Source organism: Bartonella sp. MR30HLJHH (assembly GCF_042194195.1).
Classification (GTDB): Bacteria; Pseudomonadota; Alphaproteobacteria; order Rhizobiales; family Rhizobiaceae; genus Bartonella; species Bartonella grahamii.
Window position 1 is genome coordinate 166,536 of record NZ_JBHIMO010000002.1, and the last position, 24,723, is coordinate 191,258.

The 24,723-nt window shown below is 38.1% G+C and carries 28 protein-coding genes; 17 read left to right on the top strand and 11 right to left on the bottom strand.

Features of this window, described 5'->3' with window-relative positions; all coding sequences use genetic code 11:
* The first annotated feature begins 8 nt into the window (after positions 1-8).
* Together groES and groL are read left to right on the top strand one after the other, a co-directional pair.
* Entirely contained in the window at positions 9-305 is a 297-nt protein-coding gene (gene groES / locus ACFIKR_RS01995) for a co-chaperone GroES (protein ID WP_005774667.1), read from the top strand.
* A gap of 58 nt (positions 306-363) precedes the next feature.
* Positions 364-2,007 (top strand): chaperonin GroEL, encoded by a 1,644-nt coding sequence (groL, locus tag ACFIKR_RS02000; protein ID WP_375658620.1) that lies wholly within the window; start codon positions 364-366, stop codon positions 2,005-2,007.
* A gap of 793 nt (positions 2,008-2,800) precedes the next feature.
* On the opposite strand, the gene ACFIKR_RS02005 is transcribed toward groL, so the two are convergent.
* The 4 genes from ACFIKR_RS02005 to ACFIKR_RS02020 form a co-directional block, all read right to left on the bottom strand.
* Positions 2,801-3,736 carry a DUF262 domain-containing protein gene (locus tag ACFIKR_RS02005; RefSeq protein ID WP_375658621.1) on the bottom strand — a complete coding sequence of 312 codons (936 nt, stop codon included), beginning with the start codon at positions 3,734-3,736 and terminating at the stop codon, positions 2,801-2,803.
* A gap of 231 nt (positions 3,737-3,967) precedes the next feature.
* Positions 3,968-4,861: a hypothetical protein gene (locus ACFIKR_RS02010; protein ID WP_375658622.1), complete on the bottom strand. Its 894-nt coding sequence runs from the start codon at positions 4,859-4,861 to the stop codon at positions 3,968-3,970.
* Positions 4,861-5,979 carry an adenine-specific methyltransferase EcoRI family protein gene (locus ACFIKR_RS02015; RefSeq protein WP_375658623.1) on the bottom strand — a complete coding sequence of 373 codons (1,119 nt, stop codon included), beginning with the start codon at positions 5,977-5,979 and terminating at the stop codon, positions 4,861-4,863. The genes ACFIKR_RS02010 and ACFIKR_RS02015 overlap by 1 nt, the downstream gene beginning before the upstream one ends.
* 54 nt (positions 5,980-6,033) lie before the next feature.
* Positions 6,034-6,264, bottom strand: a complete 231-nt coding sequence (locus ACFIKR_RS02020) for a DUF6471 domain-containing protein (protein ID WP_375658624.1) — start codon at positions 6,262-6,264, stop codon at positions 6,034-6,036.
* Positions 6,265-6,366: 102 nt separating this feature from the next.
* Here ACFIKR_RS02020 and ACFIKR_RS02025 point away from each other — a divergent pair, with 102 nt between their 5' ends.
* Complete coding sequence (locus tag ACFIKR_RS02025; RefSeq protein WP_375658625.1) at positions 6,367-6,513, top strand: transposase; 147 nt, start codon at positions 6,367-6,369, stop codon at positions 6,511-6,513.
* A gap of 1,673 nt (positions 6,514-8,186) precedes the next feature.
* On the opposite strand, the gene ACFIKR_RS02030 is transcribed toward ACFIKR_RS02025, so the two are convergent.
* From ACFIKR_RS02030 to ACFIKR_RS02055, 6 genes are all read right to left on the bottom strand, one after another.
* On the bottom strand, positions 8,187-8,399 hold the full coding sequence (locus ACFIKR_RS02030; RefSeq protein ID WP_375635573.1) for a hypothetical protein: 213 nt from the start codon (positions 8,397-8,399) through the stop codon (positions 8,187-8,189).
* Complete coding sequence (locus ACFIKR_RS02035; protein ID WP_273788509.1) at positions 8,392-8,604, bottom strand: hypothetical protein; 213 nt, start codon at positions 8,602-8,604, stop codon at positions 8,392-8,394. The genes ACFIKR_RS02030 and ACFIKR_RS02035 overlap by 8 nt, the downstream gene beginning before the upstream one ends.
* Positions 8,528-8,764 (bottom strand): hypothetical protein, encoded by a 237-nt coding sequence (locus ACFIKR_RS02040; RefSeq protein WP_273788536.1) that lies wholly within the window; start codon positions 8,762-8,764, stop codon positions 8,528-8,530. The genes ACFIKR_RS02035 and ACFIKR_RS02040 overlap by 77 nt, the downstream gene beginning before the upstream one ends.
* Complete coding sequence (locus ACFIKR_RS02045; protein ID WP_375658626.1) at positions 8,761-9,423, bottom strand: lysozyme; 663 nt, start codon at positions 9,421-9,423, stop codon at positions 8,761-8,763. Before ACFIKR_RS02045 ends, ACFIKR_RS02040 begins: the two co-directional genes overlap by 4 nt.
* 888 nt (positions 9,424-10,311) lie before the next feature.
* A complete protein-coding gene (locus ACFIKR_RS02050; RefSeq protein WP_026500412.1) occupies positions 10,312-11,241 on the bottom strand; it encodes a YopJ/AvrA family T3SS effector serine/threonine acetyltransferase in 930 nt (309 codons plus the stop codon).
* 387 nt (positions 11,242-11,628) lie between these two features.
* A complete protein-coding gene (locus ACFIKR_RS02055) occupies positions 11,629-12,549 on the bottom strand; it encodes a YopJ/AvrA family T3SS effector serine/threonine acetyltransferase (protein ID WP_375658627.1) in 921 nt (306 codons plus the stop codon).
* 688 nt (positions 12,550-13,237) lie between these two features.
* On the opposite strand from ACFIKR_RS02055, the gene ACFIKR_RS02060 reads away from it, so the two are divergent.
* Entirely contained in the window at positions 13,238-13,393 is a 156-nt protein-coding gene (locus ACFIKR_RS02060; RefSeq protein ID WP_375658628.1) for a hypothetical protein, read from the top strand.
* 645 nt (positions 13,394-14,038) lie between these two features.
* Here the strand turns inward: ACFIKR_RS02060 and ACFIKR_RS02065 are convergent.
* Complete coding sequence (locus tag ACFIKR_RS02065) at positions 14,039-14,608, bottom strand: hypothetical protein (protein WP_375658629.1); 570 nt, start codon at positions 14,606-14,608, stop codon at positions 14,039-14,041.
* A 2,208-nt stretch (positions 14,609-16,816) separates the two neighbouring features.
* Between ACFIKR_RS02065 and ACFIKR_RS02070 the strand changes: the two genes are divergently transcribed.
* The 13 genes from ACFIKR_RS02070 (at position 16,817) to ACFIKR_RS02130 (ending at position 24,409) form a co-directional block, all read left to right on the top strand.
* A complete protein-coding gene (locus ACFIKR_RS02070; protein ID WP_375658630.1) occupies positions 16,817-17,335 on the top strand; it encodes a hypothetical protein in 519 nt (172 codons plus the stop codon).
* Between the two features lie 8 nt (positions 17,336-17,343).
* The gene (locus tag ACFIKR_RS02075; RefSeq protein ID WP_375658631.1) at positions 17,344-17,895 is read left to right on the top strand and encodes a hypothetical protein; all 552 of its coding nucleotides are present in this window, start codon (positions 17,344-17,346) and stop codon (positions 17,893-17,895) included.
* Between the two features lie 56 nt (positions 17,896-17,951).
* Complete coding sequence (locus tag ACFIKR_RS02080; protein WP_375658632.1) at positions 17,952-18,509, top strand: hypothetical protein; 558 nt, start codon at positions 17,952-17,954, stop codon at positions 18,507-18,509.
* Between the two features lie 199 nt (positions 18,510-18,708).
* A complete protein-coding gene (locus tag ACFIKR_RS02085; protein ID WP_375658633.1) occupies positions 18,709-19,062 on the top strand; it encodes a hypothetical protein in 354 nt (117 codons plus the stop codon).
* Positions 19,063-19,643: 581 nt separating this feature from the next.
* Positions 19,644-19,859, top strand: a complete 216-nt coding sequence (locus ACFIKR_RS02090; RefSeq protein WP_375658634.1) for a hypothetical protein — start codon at positions 19,644-19,646, stop codon at positions 19,857-19,859.
* 25 nt (positions 19,860-19,884) lie between these two features.
* Complete coding sequence (locus tag ACFIKR_RS02095; protein ID WP_375658635.1) at positions 19,885-20,238, top strand: hypothetical protein; 354 nt, start codon at positions 19,885-19,887, stop codon at positions 20,236-20,238.
* Between the two features lie 218 nt (positions 20,239-20,456).
* Positions 20,457-20,780: a hypothetical protein gene (locus ACFIKR_RS02100; RefSeq protein ID WP_375658636.1), complete on the top strand. Its 324-nt coding sequence runs from the start codon at positions 20,457-20,459 to the stop codon at positions 20,778-20,780.
* A gap of 261 nt (positions 20,781-21,041) precedes the next feature.
* Positions 21,042-21,404, top strand: coding sequence for a hypothetical protein (locus tag ACFIKR_RS02105; RefSeq protein WP_375658637.1), 363 nt, complete (start codon positions 21,042-21,044; stop codon positions 21,402-21,404).
* Between the two features lie 227 nt (positions 21,405-21,631).
* Entirely contained in the window at positions 21,632-21,979 is a 348-nt protein-coding gene (locus ACFIKR_RS02110; protein WP_375658638.1) for a hypothetical protein, read from the top strand.
* 12 nt (positions 21,980-21,991) lie between these two features.
* Positions 21,992-23,152, top strand: a complete 1,161-nt coding sequence (locus ACFIKR_RS02115) for a DUF6990 domain-containing protein (protein ID WP_375658639.1) — start codon at positions 21,992-21,994, stop codon at positions 23,150-23,152.
* Between the two features lie 88 nt (positions 23,153-23,240).
* On the top strand, positions 23,241-23,615 hold the full coding sequence (locus ACFIKR_RS02120) for a hypothetical protein (RefSeq protein ID WP_375658640.1): 375 nt from the start codon (positions 23,241-23,243) through the stop codon (positions 23,613-23,615).
* 238 nt (positions 23,616-23,853) lie between these two features.
* On the top strand, positions 23,854-24,186 hold the full coding sequence (locus ACFIKR_RS02125) for a hypothetical protein (RefSeq protein ID WP_375658641.1): 333 nt from the start codon (positions 23,854-23,856) through the stop codon (positions 24,184-24,186).
* Between the two features lie 46 nt (positions 24,187-24,232).
* Entirely contained in the window at positions 24,233-24,409 is a 177-nt protein-coding gene (locus ACFIKR_RS02130) for a hypothetical protein (protein WP_375628829.1), read from the top strand.
* Positions 24,410-24,723 lie beyond the last annotated feature (314 nt).

Sequence of the window (24,723 nt, forward strand, 5' to 3'; positions counted from 1 at the left end):
TTTAAAACATGGCTAATATACAATTCCGCCCACTTCACGACCGTGTCGTTGTCCGTCGGGTTGAATCTGAAAATAAAACGGCTGGTGGGATTATCATCCCTGATACAGCAAAAGAAAAACCTCAAGAAGGCGAAGTGATTGCTGTTGGCAATGGCGCTCTCGATGATAACGGAAAGCGTGTGCCTTTAGAAGTCAAAACAGGAGACCGTATCCTCTTTGGAAAATGGTCTGGAACTGAAGTCAAGATCAATGGGGAAGACCTCCTCATCATGAAAGAATCTGACATTATGGGAATTATGGGCTAATTGAAGCGCTTAACTTTTCATTGTGTACTATTTTGAGAAAACTCCAAGGAGAAATTAAATGGCTGCTAAAGAAGTCAAATTTGGCCGTGAAGCGCGTGAGCGTTTGTTGCGCGGTGTCGACATCCTTGCTAATGCTGTTAAGGTGACACTCGGCCCTAAAGGTCGTAATGTGGTGATTGATAAATCATTCGGTGCGCCTCGCATCACAAAAGATGGTGTATCCGTTGCAAAGGAAATTGAACTTGAAGATAAGTTCGAAAATATGGGTGCACAAATGTTGCGCGAAGTTGCTTCTAAAACCAATGATATCGCTGGTGATGGAACAACAACAGCAACTGTTTTAGGACAAGCTATTGTGCAAGAAGGCGTTAAAGCTGTTGCTGCTGGCATGAACCCAATGGATCTTAAACGTGGGATTGATGCTGCTGTGGATGAAGTGGTGGCAAACCTCTTCAAAAAAGCAAAAAAAATCCAAACTTCAGCAGAAATTGCACAAGTAGGAACCATTTCTGCTAATGGTGCTGCTGAAATCGGTAAAATGATCGCTGATGCTATGGAAAAAGTGGGCAATGAAGGCGTCATTACCGTAGAAGAAGCTAAAACTGCTGAAACGGAATTAGAAGTCGTTGAAGGAATGCAATTTGACCGTGGGTATCTTTCCCCTTATTTTGTCACAAATGCTGAGAAAATGGTCGCTGATCTTGATGATCCTTACATTCTCATTCACGAAAAGAAATTGTCTAATCTACAATCTCTTCTTCCAGTGCTTGAAGCTGTTGTGCAATCTGGAAAACCACTTCTCATTATCGCTGAAGATGTGGAAGGTGAAGCTTTGGCAACACTCGTGGTCAACAAGTTGCGTGGTGGTTTGAAAATTGCTGCTGTAAAAGCACCTGGATTTGGTGATCGCCGTAAAGCAATGTTAGAGGATATCGCAATCTTGACATCCGGACAGGTTATTTCTGAAGATGTGGGCATTAAACTTGAAAATGTTACTTTGGATATGCTTGGACGTGCAAAGAAAGTGAACATTTCTAAAGAAAACACCACCATTATTGATGGTGCTGGACAAAAGTCTGAAATTACTGCTCGCGTCAATCAAATCAAGGCTCAGATCGAAGAAACAACTTCTGACTATGACCGTGAGAAACTGCAAGAAAGACTTGCTAAACTCGCTGGTGGTGTTGCTGTTATCCGCGTGGGTGGTGCAACAGAAGTTGAAGTGAAAGAAAAGAAAGACCGTGTTGATGATGCTTTGAATGCAACACGTGCTGCTGTTGAAGAAGGTATTGTTGCTGGTGGTGGTACCGCATTGTTGCGTGCAGCAAATGCGTTGACCGTTAAGGGAAGTAATCCTGACCAAGAAGCTGGTATTAGTATCGTTCGTCGTGCTCTACAAGCACCAGCGCGCCAGATTGCAAGCAATGCCGGTGAAGAAGCCGCTATTATTGTGGGCAAAGTGCTGGAAAATAATGCTGACACTTATGGTTACAATACTGCCACGGGTGAATTTGGTGATTTGATTGCTTTGGGAATTGTTGATCCAGTGAAAGTTGTGCGTTCTGCTCTCCAGAATGCGGCTTCAATTGCTAGCCTTCTGATTACAACAGAAGCAATGGTTGCTGAAGTTCCAAAGAAAGATACCCCAATGCCTCCAATGCCTGGTGGCGGAATGGGTGGAATGGGTGGAATGGATTTCTAAGCTCTTTTCCATAGAAATAATAAAGAAACGGGCCTTCTGTGCCCGTTTTTTTAAATGTTTTTTCGCTTTTCGTACAGTTCTTCCTTTTATGATAGTGATCTTATAGCATTTTTCTATTTTTCATTGGTTGATGTATCGCCATTGTGAATAGATCTTCTCTTTATTCATGACTTTTTCTCTTGCATTTATGAAATGTTTTTATTGTGCGGGGAGCGTGGTTTTCTTTGAAAATATTTTATTGATAAAAATACAACTTTTTGATTTATAGTCATTTCTTTCTTATACAGTTCTATTTTTCATTTTAAGTTTATGTATGCACCATTAAAAAATCCTGTGTTTGCGCTTTCGTGTTTGCGCTTTAGAAGGGCGAATGGTTTTTATGAACCAACGCAAGAGTTTGTACCCATTAAAAGTTGAAGAGGGAAAGTTGAACAGAGCATGTTGGGTCTTGTTTGTTTTTTTATGAATAAGATGCTGGTGTTTAAGTTTTTGTATGAAAACAAAATTTAAGGTTTGCTCTGTTAAAGGGCTTTTGTATACTGGGACAAGCATATCTCTGTTTGGTTAATCTCTGTAATAGAAAGACAACCTCATTGAGGAAGAGTGTAAAGGCATATAATCATTCATCGTGTCATCATCTTTTTGCTTTATGACTTTTAAAGGTATTTATAGTAATATCTTATTAAATAATGAAGATGATGCCTCAAACTTTTGTTGCTTGCGTATCTTTTTTTTGTGAAATTCCGTCATTATGTAGCACTTGCACAAAACCAATGTTTATTCGTGATTTGTATTATTTATTACCCTTAGCTCTATTATGAGTTTTGCATAACATTTCACAATTAGCCTTGTCGGTTGCACCCCCTTTACTCCAAGCAGTCACATGGTCTGCATCCATGTCGGCAATTTTCCAAATTTTATTTTTATTGACATTGTCACTGATTGCACATAGCGGGCAGTTTGAAATACCATTCACTTCGGCATTGGCGGTTTGTTTGGCATAGGTTGATTTTTTGGTAACTTCATCAAATACTCTTACATTAAGTAATTTTTTATCCATCATACCACCTAGCACATATTCAAAAATTCCTTTACGGTCTTTGACATAAGGGTCTGCATATAGGGTTTTTACTTGCTCCCTAATGGTTTGCGGATTGTAAGGCTTGGATTTGTAGGTTTCATATAGTCGTCCCCATTCTAACCCCTGCATTTCTTTCTCAACAGTAGTAAAAATCCCTGATACCCAGTCAATTACGGTATTAAAATAGGTTTTTAGTTCGCTAATGTTGTCATCATGACGGTGACGGCTCATGTAGTCGCCTACATTGTTACGGCTGACCCATTCAAGGGCGGTGGCTAAAAAGTCTTGGCGTAAAGCTGACCCTCGCACATAACTCGCCCATTTGTTAATATTGGCGTTTTGGCTGTTGCTAAATTCGGCTTTTGCTAGGGTTACAAATTTGCCTGAATAGACAGCATTTAATAATTCTTGTTCATTGAGTGGTACGCCTGCAATGTTGATGGTTTTAAACCAGTTTTTAATTTCGATTTCCTCACCGTCACACACATATACTAAAAGATTGGTTTTATTAATCAAATCTTGCTGTTCAGGTGGTAGTGAGTTGAAATATTGCGGGGTCTTATTGTTATCCATGATGGCAAATTTATTGGTAACAAATCGCCCGATACTGGTAATGCGTTGCTGTCCGTCTAAAACCTCATATACCATCCCCTGTTTGGTTAAAATACAACAAACCCAATGGGTAGCCCTTTAGGATAGATTCAATAACGGCAACATCACGTTTACCATCAGCATAGATATAATTGCGTTGGTATTCAGGTTGAATGGTAAGTTTGCCAGATAAACCAAATAAGCCTTTGCCTTCAAATTCGTTGTAGGTGAATCCATGACAGATATTGCAATGGTATAGGTCTTAAGCGTGGTTTTCATAAATTATTCTTATTTCCCGTTAGATGCTTCATCAGCGACAACATTTAACATTAGTTGAATTATAGAAATACAATCAAGGGCATTTTTAATTTTTAATTTTCGATATTTTGCGGTGCTAGACTTATTGAAATTATTTGACTGCATAGAGCCATAATATGATATCGTGTCATCAAGCATCATTTCTTTGGTAGCCCCACCGACAAAATAGATAACCAAATCTCGTTTCAAAAATAAATTATCATCAAAATACTGTTCATTTAAAAACTTAACTGTAGTAGCACTGTAATTTATACCGCCTTTATTATTTTTAACGAACTGCCCGTTACTATAATCAATACTAAAAAGAAAACGCAAATAGAAATCTTTATCCATTTCTATAGTTTTAACATGGTTAGTATAAGTACCTAATATATCAAAATCTTTTATTATAGCTTCTGCTATCGGCTTAAATGGAAAAGAGGAGCGTATCTCTACTGTTTTTACGGCTTGATGTTCAATGTCTGATTGGTCTTTCCATCTTTTGATAATCTTTATATCAACTTGATTGATAGAATTATTTGAACTATCTATTTGGATAGAAACATTTTTACTTGTATTGTAGTGATTAAGCATAGTAAAACATAATTGCTCAATGATAAGACCACATAAGCCTTTTAACTGAATTTCTCTTAAATTTCTTGTATCGCCTGACGAATTGGCTGAATTAAAATTTATATTGCTTAAACGCTTTTTTGCAATCTCAATGATATTTTGAGTGTTTTGATTATCAGGTGTAAGCACAATACGCTGTATTCTAAATGGTAGATTGTTGAAATAATCACATCGGATCATGTGATTATTGTCAAACAGCATTTGCCCATCATTATAATCTATATATTCAATGTACATATTAGGTACTCTCATTATTCTGCTTGTATGAGGATTCGTGAGTACATTCGATTACCCTTAATGTAAGCACGGTCTAACTTACCATTCCAATCAGCAACAGCTAAATCACTTAATAATCCATTTTTGACATCTAAATCCATACCAATAATTTTAAATTGTTCAGGGTTGTGTTTGTCTAAAAAGCTAATAGGCACACCCATGATACCTTTATAATCGCTTGGTGTGGCGATAGTTACGGGTACCTCAATGGCGTTGTAATTATCGTATTTTTGATAAGCATTTTTTCCTTGAATTTTCTTATTAAATTTAAGATTTTCTGCCATTGTCATCAGTTGCAAGGGTTGATGTCGTCTGCCGTGGTCGATATTTGTAAACCAACGAACGCCTTTTACACGAATATATTTATTCCCCTCATCATCAATCCTAAATCCTGCTGCTTCAAGTGGGTAGCTTTCAGGCACTCTAAACTCTCTATCACCACTATTAATGGTCGCACCTAACCATGCTTCATTGTTTTTAATGAGTGAAAATATGTCTTTACAGGTAATGGCGTTCATATTTCCAATAATGGAAAATTGTTTATCCGCTTCCACTATCCATGCCAAAAACTCACGAAATAGCGAAAAGGGTGGATTGGTGATAATCATATCCGCTTCATCTCGCAAGGCTTTGATTTCATCTGTTTTAAAATCCCCTGTGCCATTAAGGTAATACCATTGCAAATCCTTAATATCGACTTTTCCGTCATGGTTATTGTCTTTATCAAGGATGAATATTTTACCCTGTTTTACCGATTTACCTTTGTCATAATTCGGGCTTTGAGTTTCAAATAAAGACGGCTCATAATCAGTTTGTAAATCTTTACTGGTATGTGCGTAACTGGTGCTAATGAGTTTTTTTAAGCCAAATCGTTCAAAGTTTTGAGCGAAATACTTGGTAAAGTTACTCCAATCGGGGTCGTCACATGGTAAAAAGACAATTTTACCTCGAAAAACGTTAGCGTCATAGTCAAGGTAGGATTGCATTTCCTTTTCAATATCGTTGTATTGCGTGTAAAATTCGTCCTTTTTAGCATTTTTGGCTTTAGATAAGCCACTATTTTTCTTTTCAAGATGTGCATCATTATTAAGCATATTAAAACCTTCTCACTAAGATCAACTCAAAACTACCGTTTATAAAAAATGTTATTAAATCAAACGAATTTCATTGCACCCAATCGCAGTCAAAACCTGCAACATAAAGTCCGCCCCAAAAGCTCCGCGAGAAATCTTATTGCTAAGGTTCTGTGGGGTTTCCTCAATACCTAAGTCTTTTAACTTTTCTGCTACATCAGCATAGCTGAGGTTTCTAAGGACAATTTCCGCTTTAACAATGCCTTTGGCTTTATTTCGCCATTCATTGATCTTTGAGTGTTGCATATCGTATTTTCTCACTATTTAAAACATATAATCATTATAAACGATGATTAACAAGCTTAAATTATGACAAAACACTTCTTATTAACAGCCCATGCTCGTAGTATGCTGTCACTAGCTATTGTTCGGTTAAGTGATGACAAGTGCCATGCTATGCTGTGTGAATTGCGTTGGAGTAGTACAGAAATCGTGGTTTTCCCGAAATGCCAAGTACAAAATAAAGCCTATTACATTACCTGTCGTAAACAATGACAATGTAAGCATTGCAAACATCGCTTTAGTGTAACATCAAGCATTATCTTTGCTCACCATAAATTGCCATTACGGGTGTTTCTTTTTGCCTGTGCCATTTAAGTCAATGTGGTGAAAGGTATATCAGCCCTACAGCTATCTCCTAGATATTCAGTACAAAACTGCTTTTGTCTTAGCCTATAAAATCCGTGAATCACTCCAAGCCCAAAAAGATTTGTTTCCGCTAAATGGTGAAGCCACCTGGATGGTAGCTACGTCCACTCAAGTGTGTGTGTGAGGAAAATAAAAAGATTGATAGGGGTTGATAGACGTTTAAAGGTCAATGATAACCCCAATAAGCGTTGTATCATCGTTATGCGTAATCGCTACACCACAGACGAAATCCTAGCCAATCTACAACTCGCAGTGGCTAAAATGACATATACCTTCGTGGCATTGGGTGAAATCCCTCACGTAAAGCAGAAAAGCCGCAAATATATTTGTCTCCAAATATACATTTTTGCATATTGACGTGTTTTTTAAGAGACATTTCGCTCGTCACACCGATTTCGCAATGGACTCGTGAATGGCATAAGGGCAAAGTTCTCATGAAGTGCATAAAACTATAGGGCACGATCATCTTTACGCTTAATAAAAGAATACGCGAACGTTATCATACATGTTTTCAGCTCTCAATGTTATGACAAGCCGTTAGTCCGTGAGACGGTGAGGCATGCCTTGCTTGTATAGTTTTGACCCATACACTGTAATGTGCAAGCGACATGGTTTGGATTGTTTCAAAAGAAACAGGTTTGGAAATGAGAGAATCCCACGATATACAGGGTTTTAATTCAAGTTGAAGAGTGCTTAATGATAGTTATAAATCAATGTGATGTGGTTTTACTCTTTTCAAGAGCATTGCATTCTTGCAAATAACGATAATCATGTGTTGCTTCACATTTTTTAATGGGTTTTAATGGAGCAACGCTTTTATTTATAATAATAATTCATTGTTTTGTATGTTGAATAAGAGATTTTTATTGCGGTGAATTTTTTCATTTCAATTCTTTCTTATGTTGAAACAATCTCAATCATTTTCTTATACCTCACAAGTGGAGGGAGCTAGGGTAAAATACTTAAAGAAAATAAAAATGCCTCTCATGAATATTCTCAAATAGTCAGTTTTTTATAAACAGAGTTTTTATAAACAGAGTTTTTATAAACGGGGTTTTTATAAATATTGGGGATTGGTAATGCGTAGGGTGGTGTCCGATTGCTCTTTTTTTTTAAGTGTAAAGAAAGGGGATTTTAGGCAAGTTAATGCTTTTTGCGTTGTTTACTTATGCAATTATTAAAAAAATATCTCTAAATATTTTAAAATTTTTTCGCGATGGTATCCCCCCAATGAGATTTGTGAAGAGTATAAAATCTTTTGAGGATCAATAGGTTATTAAAAAAATGTGCGTTGGTATGATCATTTTCTTATGTTAGCAAAGTTGTTGACTTACGCGTTTGTTAAAAATCTCTCTTCATGCTCCTAAATTCATTTCATGAAAGCGTTGGTGAAGAGTGTGTAAAAATTTTCTATGAGACGTGAAAAATCATCAATAAAATCTCCGTGTTTTCAAAAAATAACGAATGACTTTTTATATTTTTAAAAAAAGATTTAACACGTCTCATGTTTTTTATTTATTTTAGAGCTGAATATTCGATTTTTGTGTAAAAATATTTGCCAATGCATCCACGATACGTGAAAAATCAAGCGCTAATAAGAAAATGATGAATATAATCCACTTCGTATAGCGTGACATTATTTTTACACTTTTATAAGTCGTGATGATTTCTTGTAGGATTTCTTTTTCCTGTTCTGTCAGCTCTGTTTGTTTTTCTGTTTTTTTTCTAGCCATGTTTCCACCCACACAAGCCTTCCCCTTGTTTGTTATGCTTTAAAATATCTCTTGCGAGATTTGAACTGATGATATTGAGATCTTTTTTGTCTAAATAAATGGGCATCCAACCAACGCAAGAAAAAGGCTCATTTATTGTTTTTATCGCGCAACCAGTGAGTAAGAGCAGCGCGTACATCAGGATCACTTTTTTGATTAATTTCATTTTCCACCTCTAGCCGTGTTGTTGATGACTTTAGTGTTTTTTCTATTTGCTTTTGTTGTTCAATCTTTTTTCCAAGAGTGAAAACTTTTGCTAAAGCGATAAAAAAAGCGGTCAGAGCCGCTCCTGTTATCATCAGATTTTTTTTCATCCACCACATTATAAGCGCTGCTCCCGAAACCGTTTTGCCACAAAGAAGATGCCAGCACAGGCGGCTAAAACCATAATGGCTGCCAATGCCCATTGGATGGGGCCATTGCCTGCCAATAAGCCTCCAAGTCCAGAAAAAGAACCAATAATCGGTGTAAGCGCTTCTGCTTTGAAAAATCCCATTGGTGCTTGCGTTTCTACGGCTTGGTAGTTAGGAGAAACATAAGCACCTTTTGCCCATAGTCCTGCTTCGGCTGCACGACGGTGCACTAAACCGTGAAGACGTTTTCCTCCTGCTTTGGTCCACTTTTGTAATTCAGCAGGGACGGCTTCATATTCGCCGTTATTGAGTTTTTTGAGCAGGGTCGAATTACAAAAAGCCGAAGCTCCTATATTATAGCAAAACGATACGAGCGCGGCGAATTGTTCATCCGTTAAGGAAACCGTCACATTTGTTTCAACAGTATTTTCAAATTGTCTTAAATCTTGAGAAAGAACTTCTTCTGCTTGTTTTTCAGTAATGATCATGCCCTTGTGAACGAACGGTTTGCCAGCAGCGCTGGTATGTCCATAGCCAATTGTCCATACCCCGATGGCATCTTTATAGGCGTTCAAACGCAATCCTTCCCATTGTTTAATGAGTGCAAGCCCTGCTGATGATATTTTTCTCATTTGCTTCTCCATAAAATAAAGCCTCACGTTAACGTGAGGCTGGTCGACATATTAAAAATGAAATTTTTCACTCTTCAAAAACAGAAGAGACGTTAAACTTCAATGAAATCAAAAGGTTAGTTGTAGCAACTTAAGGGATGCGATAATAGTTGGCCAAGTGGGATAATGGTTTGGCTGGTGTTTTCCGTTGAGAGATGTTGTTGGTTTTGAGACTTGGTGCTGGTGAGGTTGGCGATTGTGTTGATGTACGCAATGGCATTACGGCGGCATTACGGCGGGCATTACGGTTGTGTTAGCGGTGGCATGAGAGGTGAGGTTGGAGGGGTGACATATATGTTGGTGAATGGAATTTTTAGAAGGCACTGTTGGCGCGGCAGGGGGTGGGAGGGGGTGCATAATGATTTGTGTTAGCATTGGTGTTGGTGATTGCGGTTGTTTTGGCAGGGGTTGTGAGGGGGGAGAGATGGGGAGAACGGATGGGTGTTGATTGTGAGGGATAAGAGAGCGGCTGTTTGCGGTTGTTTTGGCAAGTGGTACTGATGTGGAGGCGCTTGAGATAAAAGCGGACAACTCTTAGAAAAAAGCTACAGGAGGAGGCGGGTGCTTTTATTTAACATCTAAAATCATAAAATATTTTATGCATTCAGCCTTCTGTCTATTCAAATATGGATCATTGTTAAGAAGAGCTTTGGACTTTTGATAAAATTTTAAAATCGACTGATTTTGATAGAACAGTCCTGTTTTGCCTTTTGTCTTTAAGAGGTCACGTTGCTTGTTGTTTACATCTTTATCTGCTTACAAAGGGACAAGAAGATTTGCTAACAGCAATTTGCACCTCACTGTCAAGCAGCAGAGCCTCGTTCTTTATGGGTATGGAAAAAACCTCAATTACATCATCAAAGATTTGTATTCAGTGAGCCTTTTTTGGTGGGAGGAAACGGAAACAGTTTTTCCTTCTGTTGTTCTTAAGTTTTTTTCAAATCTCTCTCTCAGAGTTTCACCTTTTTTGTTTACTGTTTCATGTTCAGCATCCGGATTGGTTTTTAAATATTGTTCTAGACGTTTTCTTCCTTGCGCATGTTTGTATAAACTGATGGGAAGATAGGAATCTAACTTTTCAGCAGATAAAGATGAATTGGGTTCACATAATACACCCTTAACATTATCTTTGTGCAATCTTGCTAATTTATCAGATTCAAGATGAAGCTTTTTGGCGAGGCTTAAGCTGAACATCCCACATTCAGAAGAGCTTCGCTGAATATCCATTTCTGCCGTGGTAAAAGAATAAGGAGGCAGTTGAAGACATTGAAGGGTTTGATTTATTTTTATCCCTAGTTTGCAAGCAGTGATATTCTGAAATGTTGTAGGTTCAAGCATAATCAAAGAGATTTTGTCATCAACTTTTTGATAATCAAGGACTGCAAAGTGGATTTTGCTTCCCGAATTTACTATAAATCGAGCAGATTTTGCGTCGCTCTCAACCACTTCCTTTAGTGCGTGCGAAAACTCTTCTGCTGTAAGAGCCAATTTGAGATTCATTTCTGGATATTTGCTGTTTGCTTTTTCTACGAGAGCCGGCATCAATCTAATATCTATATTTTCATAATAAGAGTTAATCCAACGGCCGGTGACGAGATCATCCTCTAAGTCTGTAATAATAGCTTTCAACTTTTCCTGACTCAAGGTGCTCTCTTCTTTTTGAGGAGCGTTGAGTTGTTCTAAACGGGCAATAAGGCTTTCTAAGGATTCATTTTCGATGTTACTTTCTGCTATTTGTGAGGCATGAGCGGCAGTATCTTTTGAATCTTGTGGCTTCATAATATGAACCTCCGTGGTTATAATTGGGAGGCAATATTATTTTCTTATATTTTGACCAAATAATGTTTTGAAAAAGAACCTTTATCTCTTGAAGATTAAGGAAAAAATCATTTTTCGGCTGCTTTATAAGAAAGTGCGGGCAGGTCTTTTCAAAACTTGCGTGTTTTATGTTTGTTCAAAGTCTTAAAATACGGGCTTTAAAATGGGCTGCTTTTAATAGAATACTATTGTTTTGCTTTTTGTTTGAAGAGGTAATTGCTCACTTTTTGCATTGTTACTTCTTTCAAAGGGAAAAGAAGATTGGCTGACAGCAATTTATGCTTAATCGTAAAGCCGTAAAGCTTCATTCTTTGTGGATGTGGAATACGGATATGGCTAAAACACTCATTACATCATCAGAGATTTGTATTCCGTCGCTCTTTTTCTATGTTGTGAAACAGAAACAGTTTTTCCTTCTGCTGAACTTAAGCTTCTTTCAAATCTCTCGGTTAGAGTTTCACCTTTTTTGTTTACTGTTTCATGTGCTGCTTGTGGATTGGCTTTTAGATATTCCTCAAGACGTCTTCTCCCTTGTGTATGTTTATAAAAAGTGGTTGGAAGATATGTATCTAACTTTTCAGCAGATAAAGGCGTATCTGGTTCACATAACACACCCTTAATATTATCTTTGTGCAGTCGTTCTAATTTTTGAGCTTCGGAATAAAGCTTTTTGGCGAGGCTTAAGCTGAACATTCCACATTCAGAGGAACTGCGTTGAATGTCCATTTCTGCCATGGCAAAAGAACAATTAGACAATTCATGCGCTTTAATGGCCAGTTGTGTCCTTAATGCTAGCACCGCTGATCTCATATTGTTAAGTGTTGTAGGTTCAAAAAATATCACGGACGTTTTGTCATCGATGGTTTGATGATCAATCACTGAAAAATGAATTCCTCTATCCTTTGTGTGAATGATAAATCTAGAAGATTGAATGCCGTTTTCGATGGCTTCTTTTAGTGCAAGGGCAAAGTCGTGAGATGATGCTACCAATTGAAGACGCATTTCAGGATATTTACGATTTGCTTGTTCTACCAAGGCTGGCATCAGTGTAAGATCTATGCTTGCATAATCAGCTGTGAACCAACGGCCAGTTGAGATGTCATCTTCTAAACGGGCAATGATATTTTTTAATTCCTCATGACTGAATGGGATATTTCTTTCTTTTTCGCTGCTGGGTTGTTCTGAATGTGCAGCAAGATTGTCTAATGATGCATTTGCCATTCCTAGTGTTTGTGAGGAATGAGGGAGAGAAGAATCTTGTGGCTTCATGATATTAGCCTCCATATTAATAATCAATGGACGGCATTATTTTCTTCAATTTTGACTAAACAATGTTTTGAAAGAGAGCCTTTGCATTTTGAAAGATGAGGCGATGAGAGCATATTGTGCCGTTTTCATATTATTATTCGTATATTGCTCATCATTTCTGAGATGTATTGCATCGATATTTTTATTGGGGTATTTTGTTAGAGCGTTTTATTGGGAGCCCTTATTGGATACTGCTTGTTTTGAAAATCTCAAAATTACAGGGCTGTTGGTGATGCAAATTGGATGATGCAGAAGAAAAACAGTCAGAGAAAGACGAAAGATACCTTCAAACAGGAGACTTCTGAAGATTGTCGCGAAACACACTGTTTGATAACAGTCTATAATAACTCAAACATCTGATGATGAAATCTGGGCACAAAAAACCCGTTACCGCACCTGTTATTAAATACGATTTTTCATATTCTGTCAACAGCAAAACGATTATTTTTTCCTTTTTTATTGTGGCAAAAAATCTACAGAAAAAAGCTCATTCATTAGCTATGCAGCAAAATATGTTGTTTTAATGGGAAAGTTTTTGATGCGGCAAAAAACATTTTCTCCTTTGAGAAAGGAGGGGGCAAGATGAAGGGAGAGGAGAGAATTGTGGTTTTGAAATCCGTGGTATTTTATTGATGGAATTAGGAAGGCGGTGGTTGGCAGGTGTTGCGGGGGTAAAGCGGTAGGTGTTGGCGATTGGGGCTGTGCTGTCTGTCATATTAGCGGTGGCGTGATGAGTGGATGGTTACCGGTACAGTTGTTGATGAGGGAGGAGATTGTTGGTGGGGGCTTTTCGTTTAAGGGATGATGCTTTTAATTTTGTAAAAAAATCAATGGGGTGTCTTAATGATGAGCTATTGATTTATAATGATGTTTTAGTCGTTATTGATCTTGAATGAGAAATCCAGATTATGCTGCAGTCAAAGCCATGTCTCTTGTTCGTCATAAGATCAGGAAAGCCGTATAGAATTGTACAAGAAAAGATGCACAATGACTATAATGAATTGTCTCAAGAGCTAAGGATATCGCGATATTGGGGGAAAAGTGGATGATGAGGGTGGTTTGTTACAATGGGATGTGATGGGGAGGGGGGGATGGGGAGAGTGTTGCTGTTTGGAGAGGGGGCAATATTTATCTTGCTTATGTCGTGAAATATGCTGTGAATTATTGTCCTTTGAGGCATGGGTAGATATATAGTTGAGGTATGGTGATAAGTCTCTTTGACAGGTTGAAGCGTTTTTTAAAGGGCGTGGTGGATATTTTAAAGCTTGTTTGTTGCGTGCTTTAAGCTCGTCAATCCCATGAATTTCTATGAAAGGCAAGTCCAGTGGATTTCAAGTGTAATTTGCCAAGAAGGATTGTCTCTTTACAACGGAGCTGGTTACAAAGAGGCATGTTACAAAGGGGGTTTTGGAATCTTTATCCTGTGAGGGAGAGGAAACGATGGGTGTTTTTAGCCAATGCTCTTTTTGCTAGAACAGTCAAAATGTTTATAAAGGGCATCAAGAATAATACGCAACGAACCAACAAGAGTAGGCAGCGGTTGATCTTCTATAACAAGATATTGTAATGCTGCATGAAAGTTGTGTTGACGATGCAAATATTGTGCTTCTTTAATCGCTTTTTGCATATCTTCATAGTGTTTCGTCGCTCTTTGAACCCATTGCTTTTTTGTTGTCTCATCTGATGCGCTGTGCGTAAAACCATCGTAATAGCCATTTGGTAAGCCTTTTGCACATAAATAGTCGTTTCTGATTTGCAAGTATCGTTGCGCCGTATCATATTGCTCTTTACTGATGCCTGATGAATCCCCTTTATAGCTAAGCAAACAAAGACGCCCAATATAGGTCCCGACAAGCGGATTTTTCGCTTCTTCGAGGCTTAAACCAAAGTGTTTTGCACGCATTTCAATCGCAGATTGAAGCGCAGATTCGCTGGGGCTTTGGGCACGTGAAATACGGCCATTGGGCTCTCTGAGTTCGCCTGTTATTCTCGGTCTACCGCATTTTTTACGTATTTTCATGAACTTAACCATTTAAATGAAAAATAAACTGTCTGTTGATGGGGGACAGTGATGTAAAAAGCACTTTGAGCAAATACTGGGGGGAGCAAATACTGGGGGGGGGAGCAAATACTGGGTGGGCAAATACTGGGGGAATATGAGCTGTTGCAGATCAAAGGAGAAACGGATACTAAAGACGTCTTTCAGCACAAAGAACAGCAACGGTGTGGGGAGAAAAAATCATCTTTAAGGTGTTTCTTGCCATTTTTATCTTATCCCTATCAGTCTTATTTCTCGCCCCTATCATGCTTATTTTTTCATGGATAGCGGCTTATTTGCTTTCTAAAGATTTCTCAACTGCTCTGGAACAGTTGAAAAGAAACTTTTGTCACATGTGAATAAAAAAACAAGAATGATGTTTTATGGGTATGGCGTCGTCTTTCTAATAGGAAGTCTTTTCTAATAGGATTATTTGCCTTCTTTCTCATGAGCGCTTTGTGGAAACTTTTCAGTTTCACCTTTGAAAAGTCATTGTTTTTATTATTTGTGGATTTTTATCATCCGTTGAGCTTTGTTATTGGGAGGCATATTGGTTTTTTTATTGGGTGCTGTACCAAGATGTCTGATGTAGATTAAGCTGCTATACATTTATCCTTTATAGAGGATTTTATCTTTTTTTGAGCGGCACAGAGTTAAAAAAACAAACTTTTCAATGTGCTTATAATAGCATAAGATCCTTATCTTTTCAAGTAAAATATGGTTCATTAGTTCAAAATAACAAAATAAACTGTGGAGGATCAAGCAATTTAGGGTTATCTTTTATGGAGGATAAAATTTTTGTTTTTGTTGTTTTAATGGATTTCATCATAAAAAAGGGAGGTGGTCACTTAAAATGATTAAATGACGGGATGCAATATTCAAAGAAGCTTTATAAGCGGCAGGTAGCTTGATAAAAGAGGCGTTTATTAAGAAATGCTTTTATAAAGATGGGGGCTATGAGGTGTGAGACATTTCTTTTTTAATTTTAAAATAGGGGCTTTTTGAATCAAGAAATTTTAAAATGAGAATTGAAAAATTTCAAAGCTGCTGTAGGCGCATTTTAGATAATCGGTTGTTTGGTTTGGTCTGTGGGGCGTGCTTATTGCTTCACGCTTTTGTTTATCGCGTTCTTGTTTATCATATTCTGGGGGCACATCTCTTACGTCATACACAATGCCTCAAACGGAATATACTTATTGCGGCATATTCACGCGCTTGTTTTTAAGAGACATCTCTTACATGTGCTCGAGCCCATTTCACGACGGTGGCTTAAGAAGGGTATCATGGTAAAGCTTTCATGATAATATAACTTTATTGAATATCATCATTTTTAGGCTTCATAAAAGCGTAAGCTGGTATCATCGCATATTTTGCCAATCCCAATATGTATTTACAAGCTCTTGGCATTTGAGACGGTTTATAAGAGGCATTTTCATTGTACAATTTCACTCCGTATGGCTCCCCCACTTTTTACGTACAAGTAAATAATTTTGATTGATTCAACAGGGGATAGATTTGAAATGAGAGAATCTTACAGCATTTGGGATGTGTTGATTATCGAGACACGAAGCGCTTGTGAAAATGTTTTTTATCTTGTTATGCCATAAAATACTGTCATTTGAGGCGGGGATGGGAAGGCTTATGAGGCATTACAACATTTGACGCATTAAGTGTTAAAAATTAGGTGCCAATGTTAAGGAAGGAAGTTGTCCGTAGAGCGCTTTATGCAAGTGGAGCCCATAAAGTGCTCAGCAGGTAGAGTGCACTTAAGAGCAATGGGATTGTTTACAAACTGAGGTGGGGTTTAAAATCTTTATTCTTTGAGGCGAGCAAGGAATATCATCATCCTTTGCTTTATATATACTCGGCTTCATTTAAGCGGTGAAAATACTGTTGTTTATGGTGGGCATGTCAGTTTTCCACATGGGATGTTTTTTAGATTAGATATTTGTTGGATTTTTTTAAAACGGTGTCTTTTAGGGGTATGTGATCGATAAAGAGAGGGAAAGGGGAATTTGGGCTTGTAAGCGCGTCATGTATAAGCGCGTATAGGGACTAAGTGAATAAAATATTTAGAGGGGATTATAGTGCTTGCTTTACTCTGAGAAGAGTGCTAAGCGAATTTGCTGCGCTGATGGCGTGCTATCAAATATTGAAGAGTGGGAATTTTAGAAGTGGGGGAGTATCCGTATGATCAGAGATAAATCACAACACCAATCTGTCCATAAGGGAAATAAGGCTTTTGTATCACAGCCAGTGTTGGATCAATCGGCAACTTTCAAAAAATGGATGGCTCTCTCAACAGGCGATTATATCATCATTTGTTGTTTGGCTATCCTTTTGTTGGTGCTTTTTTCCGCGACTGTCTATATGAGCCCTTTGGAATTTTTTCACATTATGTCCAAAGAACAGCTCCAAGCACTGAGACAAATGAAACAAGAAAGTTTTCAGGAAGTAATTCAGGAGAGCCTTGCACATCCTTTTAAAAATCCTATCATCGAGCATTTGCTTGATGCGGGGTGGAATAGTGTTTGGGCTTTTTTATGTTTCTTGCCGCAAATGATTTTTGCCGTTCTTTTTGGGTTGTTTCCGCTCTTTTTTGTCTTTAACGCCATATTTAAACGGGATGTGAAGGAAATGATGCTACAATGGGAAACCTTGCCAGAGCAGCAACAGCTAGACAACCAATCTCTTAACAGAAGACAATAGGGGGAAAAGTGACCGCTTCTTTAATCATTGGAATGTTGATTGCCGTAGGGACGGCAATTTTTATTTGTTTTACAATTTTTATGGTATTCCTTTCTACCATGGTGACAATCGTTGCACTTTATTATTCGTTGATAAAACGGACAATCTTGTTATTGGTGACGCAGCGAAAATTAAAAAAGGGTGCAGCGCAGAATTTGAGGCATAATCAGGCAGGAGGGAGAGGACAGAATACAGTGCTTGCAACACAGTTCAGCGCTTTTTCTTTTCAAGAATCTTTGCTTCTCTCAAAAAAAGATTATTTTATGATCTTTTCTATCGCTTTCGTTATGGTTGCACTTTGCACAGGTGTTGTCGTTTTTTTTGCTTTTCTTCCAAAATCTGCGGTTTTTTTGCACAATTACGCGCCTATGATAGTGCTTCACATTATTGATTTTGTCATGCGACTGCTGTTTTGGGTCTGGACATGTATTGTTGTTTCTTTACCTGTCATTTTAATTCTCCATAGTTTCCTTCAGTATGGCGTGCAAGAAACAGTAAAGGAATTAGAAACATTTGCTTGAGAAGAAAATAAAAATGATGATTTCACATCAATGCGATAGGGAAAAAAGGGAGCATTATGATGCAACATTTAGCTTTTTTAGGGTTCATTATCATTGCCATTTTAATGGTTATGGTCATTGTTAGGCTTCCTTACCTGTTGATCAAGCATATGAAGTTATCTTTTAAATTCGCTCAAGACGTGAAAAAGAGTACGACGCAACAAAAACAAGCTATACAACAATTGCGCAATGATCGGGGAGAAATGAAAAGACACAATCTCGCCCATAAGACCCTTGATGCGAAAATGCGCTTTCTTAACTTCAAAGAATCTCTGCCTTTTTATTCAAAAGAATGTAAAATAATTCTTTTTATCCTTATTCTCTTTTCTGTTTTGCAATCTGCTTTCTCTATCACAAATTTTGTATGGTGGAAGAGTGATAGTGTTGCCTTTATCATGCAGCTGTTGAGCCTTATATGGCTAGGGATTTTTCTCTTTTTTCCGATCATTGGGATCATGTGCATAAAATTAACGAGAAAATTGAACAAAACGCTTCAGCAATTGGAAGAAGCGATAAAACAACGCGATCAGGCAATCCGTATGCAGAATGTGGTAGGGGGACAAAATGACGAGTAGTCTTATAACATTAATAGCCATTTCTTTCCTGTGTTTTACGCTTTTAAATGTTTTAATATGGGGGCCGCTCTTTGCCGTTTATTACCTGTTTATCAAGCGTGCGCGGCTTTATTGTCGCGTGAAAAAGGAACTGAAATGCGTGCTGAATGAACGCGATATCGCCTTAAAACAGATCTCTCAAAAATAAAAAAGCAGCAGAATGTTTGATAAAAAGCAGCTTTCTCTTGTTTGGCAAGACTATAAGAAAATATTCTATATTTCTACGGTTATAGTGACAGCTCCAATAGTTATAACTGCTGTCGTTAAGATATGGAGAGGGCAGGACTTTGTTTCTTTTGTCGTATTCAAGCCACTGGTATGGATGCTTGCCTGCGCTTTTTTATTCTTACCGATTGTTTTTATTATGCTTTTTATTGTAACCCGTCAGTTGAAGAAAATGGTGCGGCAATTGGAAGAAGAGGTTGAGCAGAAAAAAGTTCCAGTCATCCTATACGATGTGAATGAGGGAAAAGTGAACGAGGGAAAAAGTGAAGAGAGGCTTTTGTTGCCATAAGCCTTGCTTTTGACTTGTTCATTAAGGTGCATGGGTGTGCTTCTCGTTTTATGCTTTTTTATATTTGTGTCGTGTTTTTGAAAAGAATTAAGGCTTTTGCTTGAGTAAGGTTTTTGCTTGCCTGGGTGTGACGAAAAGTGAAGAGAGGCTGTTATTGTTCTTGGGTTTCACTTGCTGTTTCTGTTCTCTTAAAGAGAGAAAATCTTGTAACTTATTTTCTTTTTTATCAAGCATAAAAATGTGTTTTACCAAGCGATATTGAGAGCGAAAAATCTATACTTAAAGCAAAAGATATTCTGGTGTTTGGGGAAGAAGAGCCCATTTTTTTGCAGGTGGAGAGGCAAGACGCATAAAGAAGGTGAGCCAAAAGCACACGTTTTGATCAAGACGTTTTGCTCCATGGAAAGTGCAACAGTGCTTTTAAAGAGCTTGGGTTGGAGGAGAGAAATTGAAAGAAAAGGGGGACACCTATTTATTTACGGGACCGTGAAGGACAGTTTCTCATCTCTGGATGAAAAAGGTTTTGTGCGATTGATTATGGAATTGTAGGAGGTGCTGGTATCCATGTGGCGGCTTGCCAAATGATTAAAATCCTTATCATTTTGGGGCTTTGCCAGATTTATAACTGGACTTTGAAGCAAAGGGGTGGATTAAAGGCAAAGGGATTGAAATTTTTTGAGGAAGAGGTAAGCGTAGGGCGTTTACGTTGTGTACTTGAGGAAGCTTTCGATGAGGCAATGACAGAGATTGATCTGGGTGAGGTTGATCTGGGACTGAGGTTGATCTTGTCCGCGTGATTGGCTTTCAATAGAACACCCTTCCTTGGGAAAAGGAAATTGTGCTATCTCTCAAGTGGCTTCTTCTTTGCTGTGCACCCTTGGGGCTTTGGTATTGAGGGGGCTGATGTTAAAATTTTACACCCTTCTCACAAAAGCTTTATGGAAGGTGAGAGGCTGGGCTTTGAAAAAAATATCAAAAAAGTCCATTTGGGCGGCTTTTTTGGTGGTTCAAATCGTCATAAAGACAAAGCAACTTCGTTACGATTTTCTTGCACCAGTTGGCTTCTTCTTTGGAAAGCAGCTTATCTTCCTGAAAATAAAAAGAGCAGTGATTAGAATTTTAGAGCCTCAGACCCAAATTTGTGCAATAGAAGAAGATATTTTTATGAAAATTTGATCGACGAGAAAAGAGAAGCCTTAAGACAATAGGGGGTACACTGTGAGTGATGAAAACATGATGTTTGAAGGTGATGAAAAAAATGCACCGCTGATATTGTCTTTATAAAAGATGAGGGATACAAGCGCTTGATATTGATGAACCCTCATTCATTCTGAGGACGAAAGCTTCGGTTCATGAAAATGGCTTAAAAATTGAAACAAATGAGGAATAAAAAAATGAGGGGCAATGGAAAAAATGCACTATTGGATGAAGAATTACGGTCTTTTTCGCTTGAAGAAGCGTTTTTGACAAGCAAAAATTATAAAATCATCTTTTGCATTGCTTTCATTGTGGCAGCTTTTATAATAGCATGCTTTATGTTTGTTAAGTGGGATTTGACAGGGTGGTGGAATTATATCCTGTTCATTTTAACATTAATATTGGTTTTTATATTAGCGCTTCTTTTTGTACTCATTCCTGTTGCCTTTGTGGTCCGTATCATCTTTACGCGTTTGTTGAAAAAAAAGATCGATAAGTTGGATCAAGCAATTTGGCAGTGAAGAAAAAACACTTATCAACAAAACCGCGCGTGAAGGGCGGGCACAAAATGAATACTGGCCTTTATATATTCTCATGCGTTGTAGGAGACCTTCTATTCGTGCGACGTTTGAAGGTGATGAAAAAAAAGCACCCCTGATATTGTCTTTATAAAAGATGAGGGATACAAGCGCTTGATATTGATAAACCCTCATTCATTGTGAGGACGAAAGCTTCGGTTCATGAAAATGACTTAAAAATTGAGACAAATGAGGAATAAAAAAATGAGGGGCAATGGAAAAAATGCAATATTGGATGAAGAACCACGGTCTTTTTCGCTTGAAGAAGCGTTTTTGACACGCAAAAATTATAAAGTCATCTTTTGCATTGCTTTTATTGTGGCAGCTTTGAAAACGGCTCTTTTTGTACTAATACCGCTTGGGTGGAAGTTGGCGGAGTGGGAAAGGGATGTCGTGGCAGCTCTCTCGTTAATCATGCAGCTTATATCATGGTTTATTTTTTTGTTCATCCCTGTTGCCTTTGGGGTCCGTATCATTTTCACGGTTCTGGTGAAAGAAAAAATCAAGCAGTTGGATCAAGAAATCTGGCAGCGGAGCAAAACCGCTTTTCAACAAAATAAGCTATAAAGGGAGGGCAGAAAATGAATACTGGTCTTTATATATTCTCATGCGTTGTAGGAGACCTTCTATTTTTGCGATGTTTGAAGGTGATGAAAAAAATGCACCGCTGATATTGTCTTTATAAAAGATGAGGGATACAAGCGCTTGATATTGATGAACCCTCATTCATTCTGAGGACGAAAGCTTCGGTTCATGAAAATGGCTTAAAAATTGAGACAAATGAGGGATAAAAAATGAAGGGCAATGGAAAAAATGCACTATTGGACGAAGAACCACGGTCTTTTTCGCTTGAAGAAGCGTTTCTGACAAGCAAAAATTATAAAGTCATCTTTTGCATTGCTTTCATTGTGGTAACTTTGAGAATGGTTCTCTTCGTACTAATGTGGCGTGAGTGGAAAGGGAATGTCATAGCAGCTCTCTTTTCTATTGGGGAGTTTATATTAGATTTAACTTTTGTGCTCATTCCTGTTGCCTTTGTGGTCCGTATCATCTTTACGCGTTTGTTGAAAAAAAAGATCGATAAGTTGGAGCAAACAATCTGGAAGCGGGTAGCTGCTACGTATCGACAAAAAAGTGAATAAGGGGTGGGGAAAATGATAGATATTAAAATGATAGATATTATTGTTGTACTCTCGTGGGGTGTGGGCTTGACGCTTTTTACGCTGCTTTCTGCTGTGGTCATGATGTTTATTTGGGCATTGTATTACTCTACTTTCAAGCGGGTGAGGCTGTATTGCCAAGTGACAAAAGAATTAAGCCGCGTGTTTGAACAACCTGTCGCTTTTGAGCCGTCTAGTGGGGAAATGCCGATGATTAAGCCGTTATCTGAGGAAAAAGAGTTTACAGAGTTTTCTCTGTCTGATGAGGAAATCTTAACGATGGAAAGTGCAACGGCGCTGTTAAAGAGTTTGGGGTGGAAGGTGGAAATTGAAGGGAAAGGAGATCATTTGGCCACCTATTATTTACCAGATCGCGAAGTGCAGTTTCTTTATAATGCTGAGAAGGGGTATCCGCAATTTGATTGTGCAATTGCGGTGGTTTCTGGTATCCATGCGGCGGCTTGCCAAACGATAGACCCTTATAATTCTGGAGGCTTGATTGCTCTTGACTTGAGTTTTGATGTGAAGGGGTTGGAAATTTTTGAAGAAAAGGTAAGCGCCCAGCGTTTACGCTGTGCACTCGAGAAAGCTTTAGAAAAGGCAATGACTGAGGTTGATCTTGGCAAGATGCTTCGCTCTCAATATCGCATCCTTCCTTGGGAAAACAAAATTATAGTTCCTCAATTGACTCCTTATTCGCTGCGCTATCTTGCGGCTCTGGCTTTGATGGGCGATGTTGAAACCTTAAATGCTTATCACAAAAGCTTTATGGAAGGTGAGAGGCTGGGCTTTGAGACAAGCATCGAAGAGGAGCATCTGGAACGCGCGATGATAATCGCTCAAGCGGTAGAAAAGACAAAGCAACCCAGTTACGATTTGCTTAAACAGGCGGCAAAGGATTTTTCCATGGAGGTGGAGAGCTATGAATATTTTAGAGCTAAAGATCCCAGTTTGTGCAATAGAAGAAGAGATTCTTATGAAAAATTGATCGAGGAAAAAAGAGAAGAATTAAGGCAACAGGGATATTTTGTTTACGAAAAGGACGCGATTTGTAAGGTTGATGGAAAAAACTATCGTCCCGATATTCTTTACATAAAGGATGGGGAGTTAGAATATATGGATGTAGAAATTAGGGTTGATGAAAAAATTTATTGAGAAAAATAAAGAGTTTAGATAAATTAAAAAGAGCTTAAACCTAAAAATAGAGCGTAAAAAGCGCGAAGTGTAAAAGCAGAGGGGATCAATGCAGGAGAAAAAAGCAACATTTGAAGTGTCTTTCTTTTTATTTAGAAAATTTATGGTGTCTTCAGTGGAAAGGCGTAAAGGGGTGGGAAGGTGTGAAATAATAGGGCGCCGCTTTTTCATCATGTTTTGCACATGCTTTATCATGATGGCTTTAGAAGTTCCTGCGGGTGCAAAATCTCTGGTACAGCCGTTGCAATGGACAAGATGGGAAGGATTTGGTTCTCTTATTTTTCTCTTACCGGTGTTGATTTGGTTTTGTCTTCTCACACCACTTCCTATTTTGTGGGGACTGCGCTCCGTTAAAGAGCGTAAATTGGAAAAAATAAAGCAAAAATTGGAAGAAGAAATAAAGCAGCAGGAGATTAATCAATGAGACTATACGCATGAGGAGTGAGCTCGCACTTTTTATTTTGTTTCTGCCGTTTGGATATTTTATTCTAAATGCAGTTACAGTTTTTGCCATTTTTGTGAATATGATTATTGTGGTGCCTTATTATTCTTTAATAAAGCGTTTGAGGCTCTATTACAGAGTGAAAAAACAAAGACGTTTGATGAAAGAACATTCACAGCGTTTTTGTTTCTTTGAAAAAAGCGGAAAAGGGAAAGAGAGAGTGCCGCAAAACTTAGCACTAGAAACACAGATAAGTTCCTATTCGTTAAAAAAATGGCTCGCTTTTTCACGCAAAGATTATATCCTTCACGCATGCCTCTCTTTCATCATTATGTTTTTCAAAGCTTATGTCTATGTGATTTACTGTAAAGGGATAGCTGAGATAGATGAGAGCAGATTTGAATATCTTGCCATTCTCTTGTTTTTCTGGTTTTTTTTATCGGTATGTATTTTTGCAACGATTCCTGTTGTTGTGATTCTTCGTGAAATTCTAACCCATCGGTTGAAAAAGAAGATTCAGCAATTGGAAGAAGTGACTGAAGCAACCCAATAAATCAATTTATACCACACAAATCAATTTATAAAAGGAAGGGGATAAAATGCATTACGAAATGGCGGCAGCTTGGACGGTGGTTTTGATCATTCTGCTGGGGGGTGTTTTTGATTTTTTCTTAACAATACCCATTGTGGCACTGTATATTTCTTTTATAAAGCGTTTGATATCGTATTACAAGGTTACGCGGCAATTAAATGCAGCGCTGAAAAAGCGCATGTAGTGCTCATGTCATGGGGGGAGGTATGAGTTTTAGATCATCCCATTGCTTCACAGCTTGGGAGGAGGGCATGGATTATTTTTCTCATTTTACGCTGATCTTTGTTTGAAAAGGGCTGATGCCAATTAATAGGCTTGTAATAGGCTTGTAGTATGCTGGGGCTGTTTATCGGAAGGTTTCCTGTTTTCTGTGAATTTGCAAAATCGTAAAAACGTGGAACTGTAAAGTCTAGGATGTGTAGTTAATCAAGAGCCGTGAGGGTTGTGGGGCGGTTGGGGAGAAGAGGGTGCCAATGAAGGCGTAAAGGTTGGATTGTG

Bases quoted from the DNA above. Each gene is read 5' to 3' on its own strand.
- groES (WP_005774667.1), top strand. From the start codon at position 9: ATGGCTAATATACAATTCCGCCCACTTCACGACCGTGTCGTTGTCCGT.
- groL (WP_375658620.1), top strand. From the start codon at position 364: ATGGCTGCTAAAGAAGTCAAATTTGGCCGTGAAGCGCGTGAGCGTTTG.
- ACFIKR_RS02005 (WP_375658621.1), bottom strand. From the start codon at position 3,736: ATGGTATATGAGGTTTTAGACGGACAGCAACGCATTACCAGTATCGGG.
- ACFIKR_RS02010 (WP_375658622.1), bottom strand. From the start codon at position 4,861: ATGAGAGTACCTAATATGTACATTGAATATATAGATTATAATGATGGG.
- ACFIKR_RS02015 (WP_375658623.1), bottom strand. From the start codon at position 5,979: ATGCTTAATAATGATGCACATCTTGAAAAGAAAAATAGTGGCTTATCT.
- ACFIKR_RS02020 (WP_375658624.1), bottom strand. From the start codon at position 6,264: ATGCAACACTCAAAGATCAATGAATGGCGAAATAAAGCCAAAGGCATT.
- ACFIKR_RS02025 (WP_375658625.1), top strand. From the start codon at position 6,367: ATGCTGTCACTAGCTATTGTTCGGTTAAGTGATGACAAGTGCCATGCT.
- ACFIKR_RS02030 (WP_375635573.1), bottom strand. From the start codon at position 8,399: ATGGCTAGAAAAAAAACAGAAAAACAAACAGAGCTGACAGAACAGGAA.
- ACFIKR_RS02035 (WP_273788509.1), bottom strand. From the start codon at position 8,604: ATGAAATTAATCAAAAAAGTGATCCTGATGTACGCGCTGCTCTTACTC.
- ACFIKR_RS02045 (WP_375658626.1), bottom strand. From the start codon at position 9,423: ATGAGAAAAATATCATCAGCAGGGCTTGCACTCATTAAACAATGGGAA.
- ACFIKR_RS02050 (WP_026500412.1), bottom strand. From the start codon at position 11,241: ATGAAGCCACAAGATTCAAAAGATACTGCCGCTCATGCCTCACAAATA.
- ACFIKR_RS02055 (WP_375658627.1), bottom strand. From the start codon at position 12,549: ATGAAGCCACAAGATTCTTCTCTCCCTCATTCCTCACAAACACTAGGA.
- ACFIKR_RS02065 (WP_375658629.1), bottom strand. From the start codon at position 14,608: ATGAAAATACGTAAAAAATGCGGTAGACCGAGAATAACAGGCGAACTC.
- ACFIKR_RS02070 (WP_375658630.1), top strand. From the start codon at position 16,817: ATGATCAGAGATAAATCACAACACCAATCTGTCCATAAGGGAAATAAG.
- ACFIKR_RS02080 (WP_375658632.1), top strand. From the start codon at position 17,952: ATGATGCAACATTTAGCTTTTTTAGGGTTCATTATCATTGCCATTTTA.
- ACFIKR_RS02085 (WP_375658633.1), top strand. From the start codon at position 18,709: ATGTTTGATAAAAAGCAGCTTTCTCTTGTTTGGCAAGACTATAAGAAA.
- ACFIKR_RS02090 (WP_375658634.1), top strand. From the start codon at position 19,644: ATGATTAAAATCCTTATCATTTTGGGGCTTTGCCAGATTTATAACTGG.
- ACFIKR_RS02100 (WP_375658636.1), top strand. From the start codon at position 20,457: ATGAGGGGCAATGGAAAAAATGCACTATTGGATGAAGAATTACGGTCT.
- ACFIKR_RS02105 (WP_375658637.1), top strand. From the start codon at position 21,042: ATGAGGGGCAATGGAAAAAATGCAATATTGGATGAAGAACCACGGTCT.
- ACFIKR_RS02110 (WP_375658638.1), top strand. From the start codon at position 21,632: ATGAAGGGCAATGGAAAAAATGCACTATTGGACGAAGAACCACGGTCT.
- ACFIKR_RS02115 (WP_375658639.1), top strand. From the start codon at position 21,992: ATGATAGATATTAAAATGATAGATATTATTGTTGTACTCTCGTGGGGT.
- ACFIKR_RS02120 (WP_375658640.1), top strand. From the start codon at position 23,241: ATGCAGGAGAAAAAAGCAACATTTGAAGTGTCTTTCTTTTTATTTAGA.
- ACFIKR_RS02130 (WP_375628829.1), top strand. From the start codon at position 24,233: ATGCATTACGAAATGGCGGCAGCTTGGACGGTGGTTTTGATCATTCTG.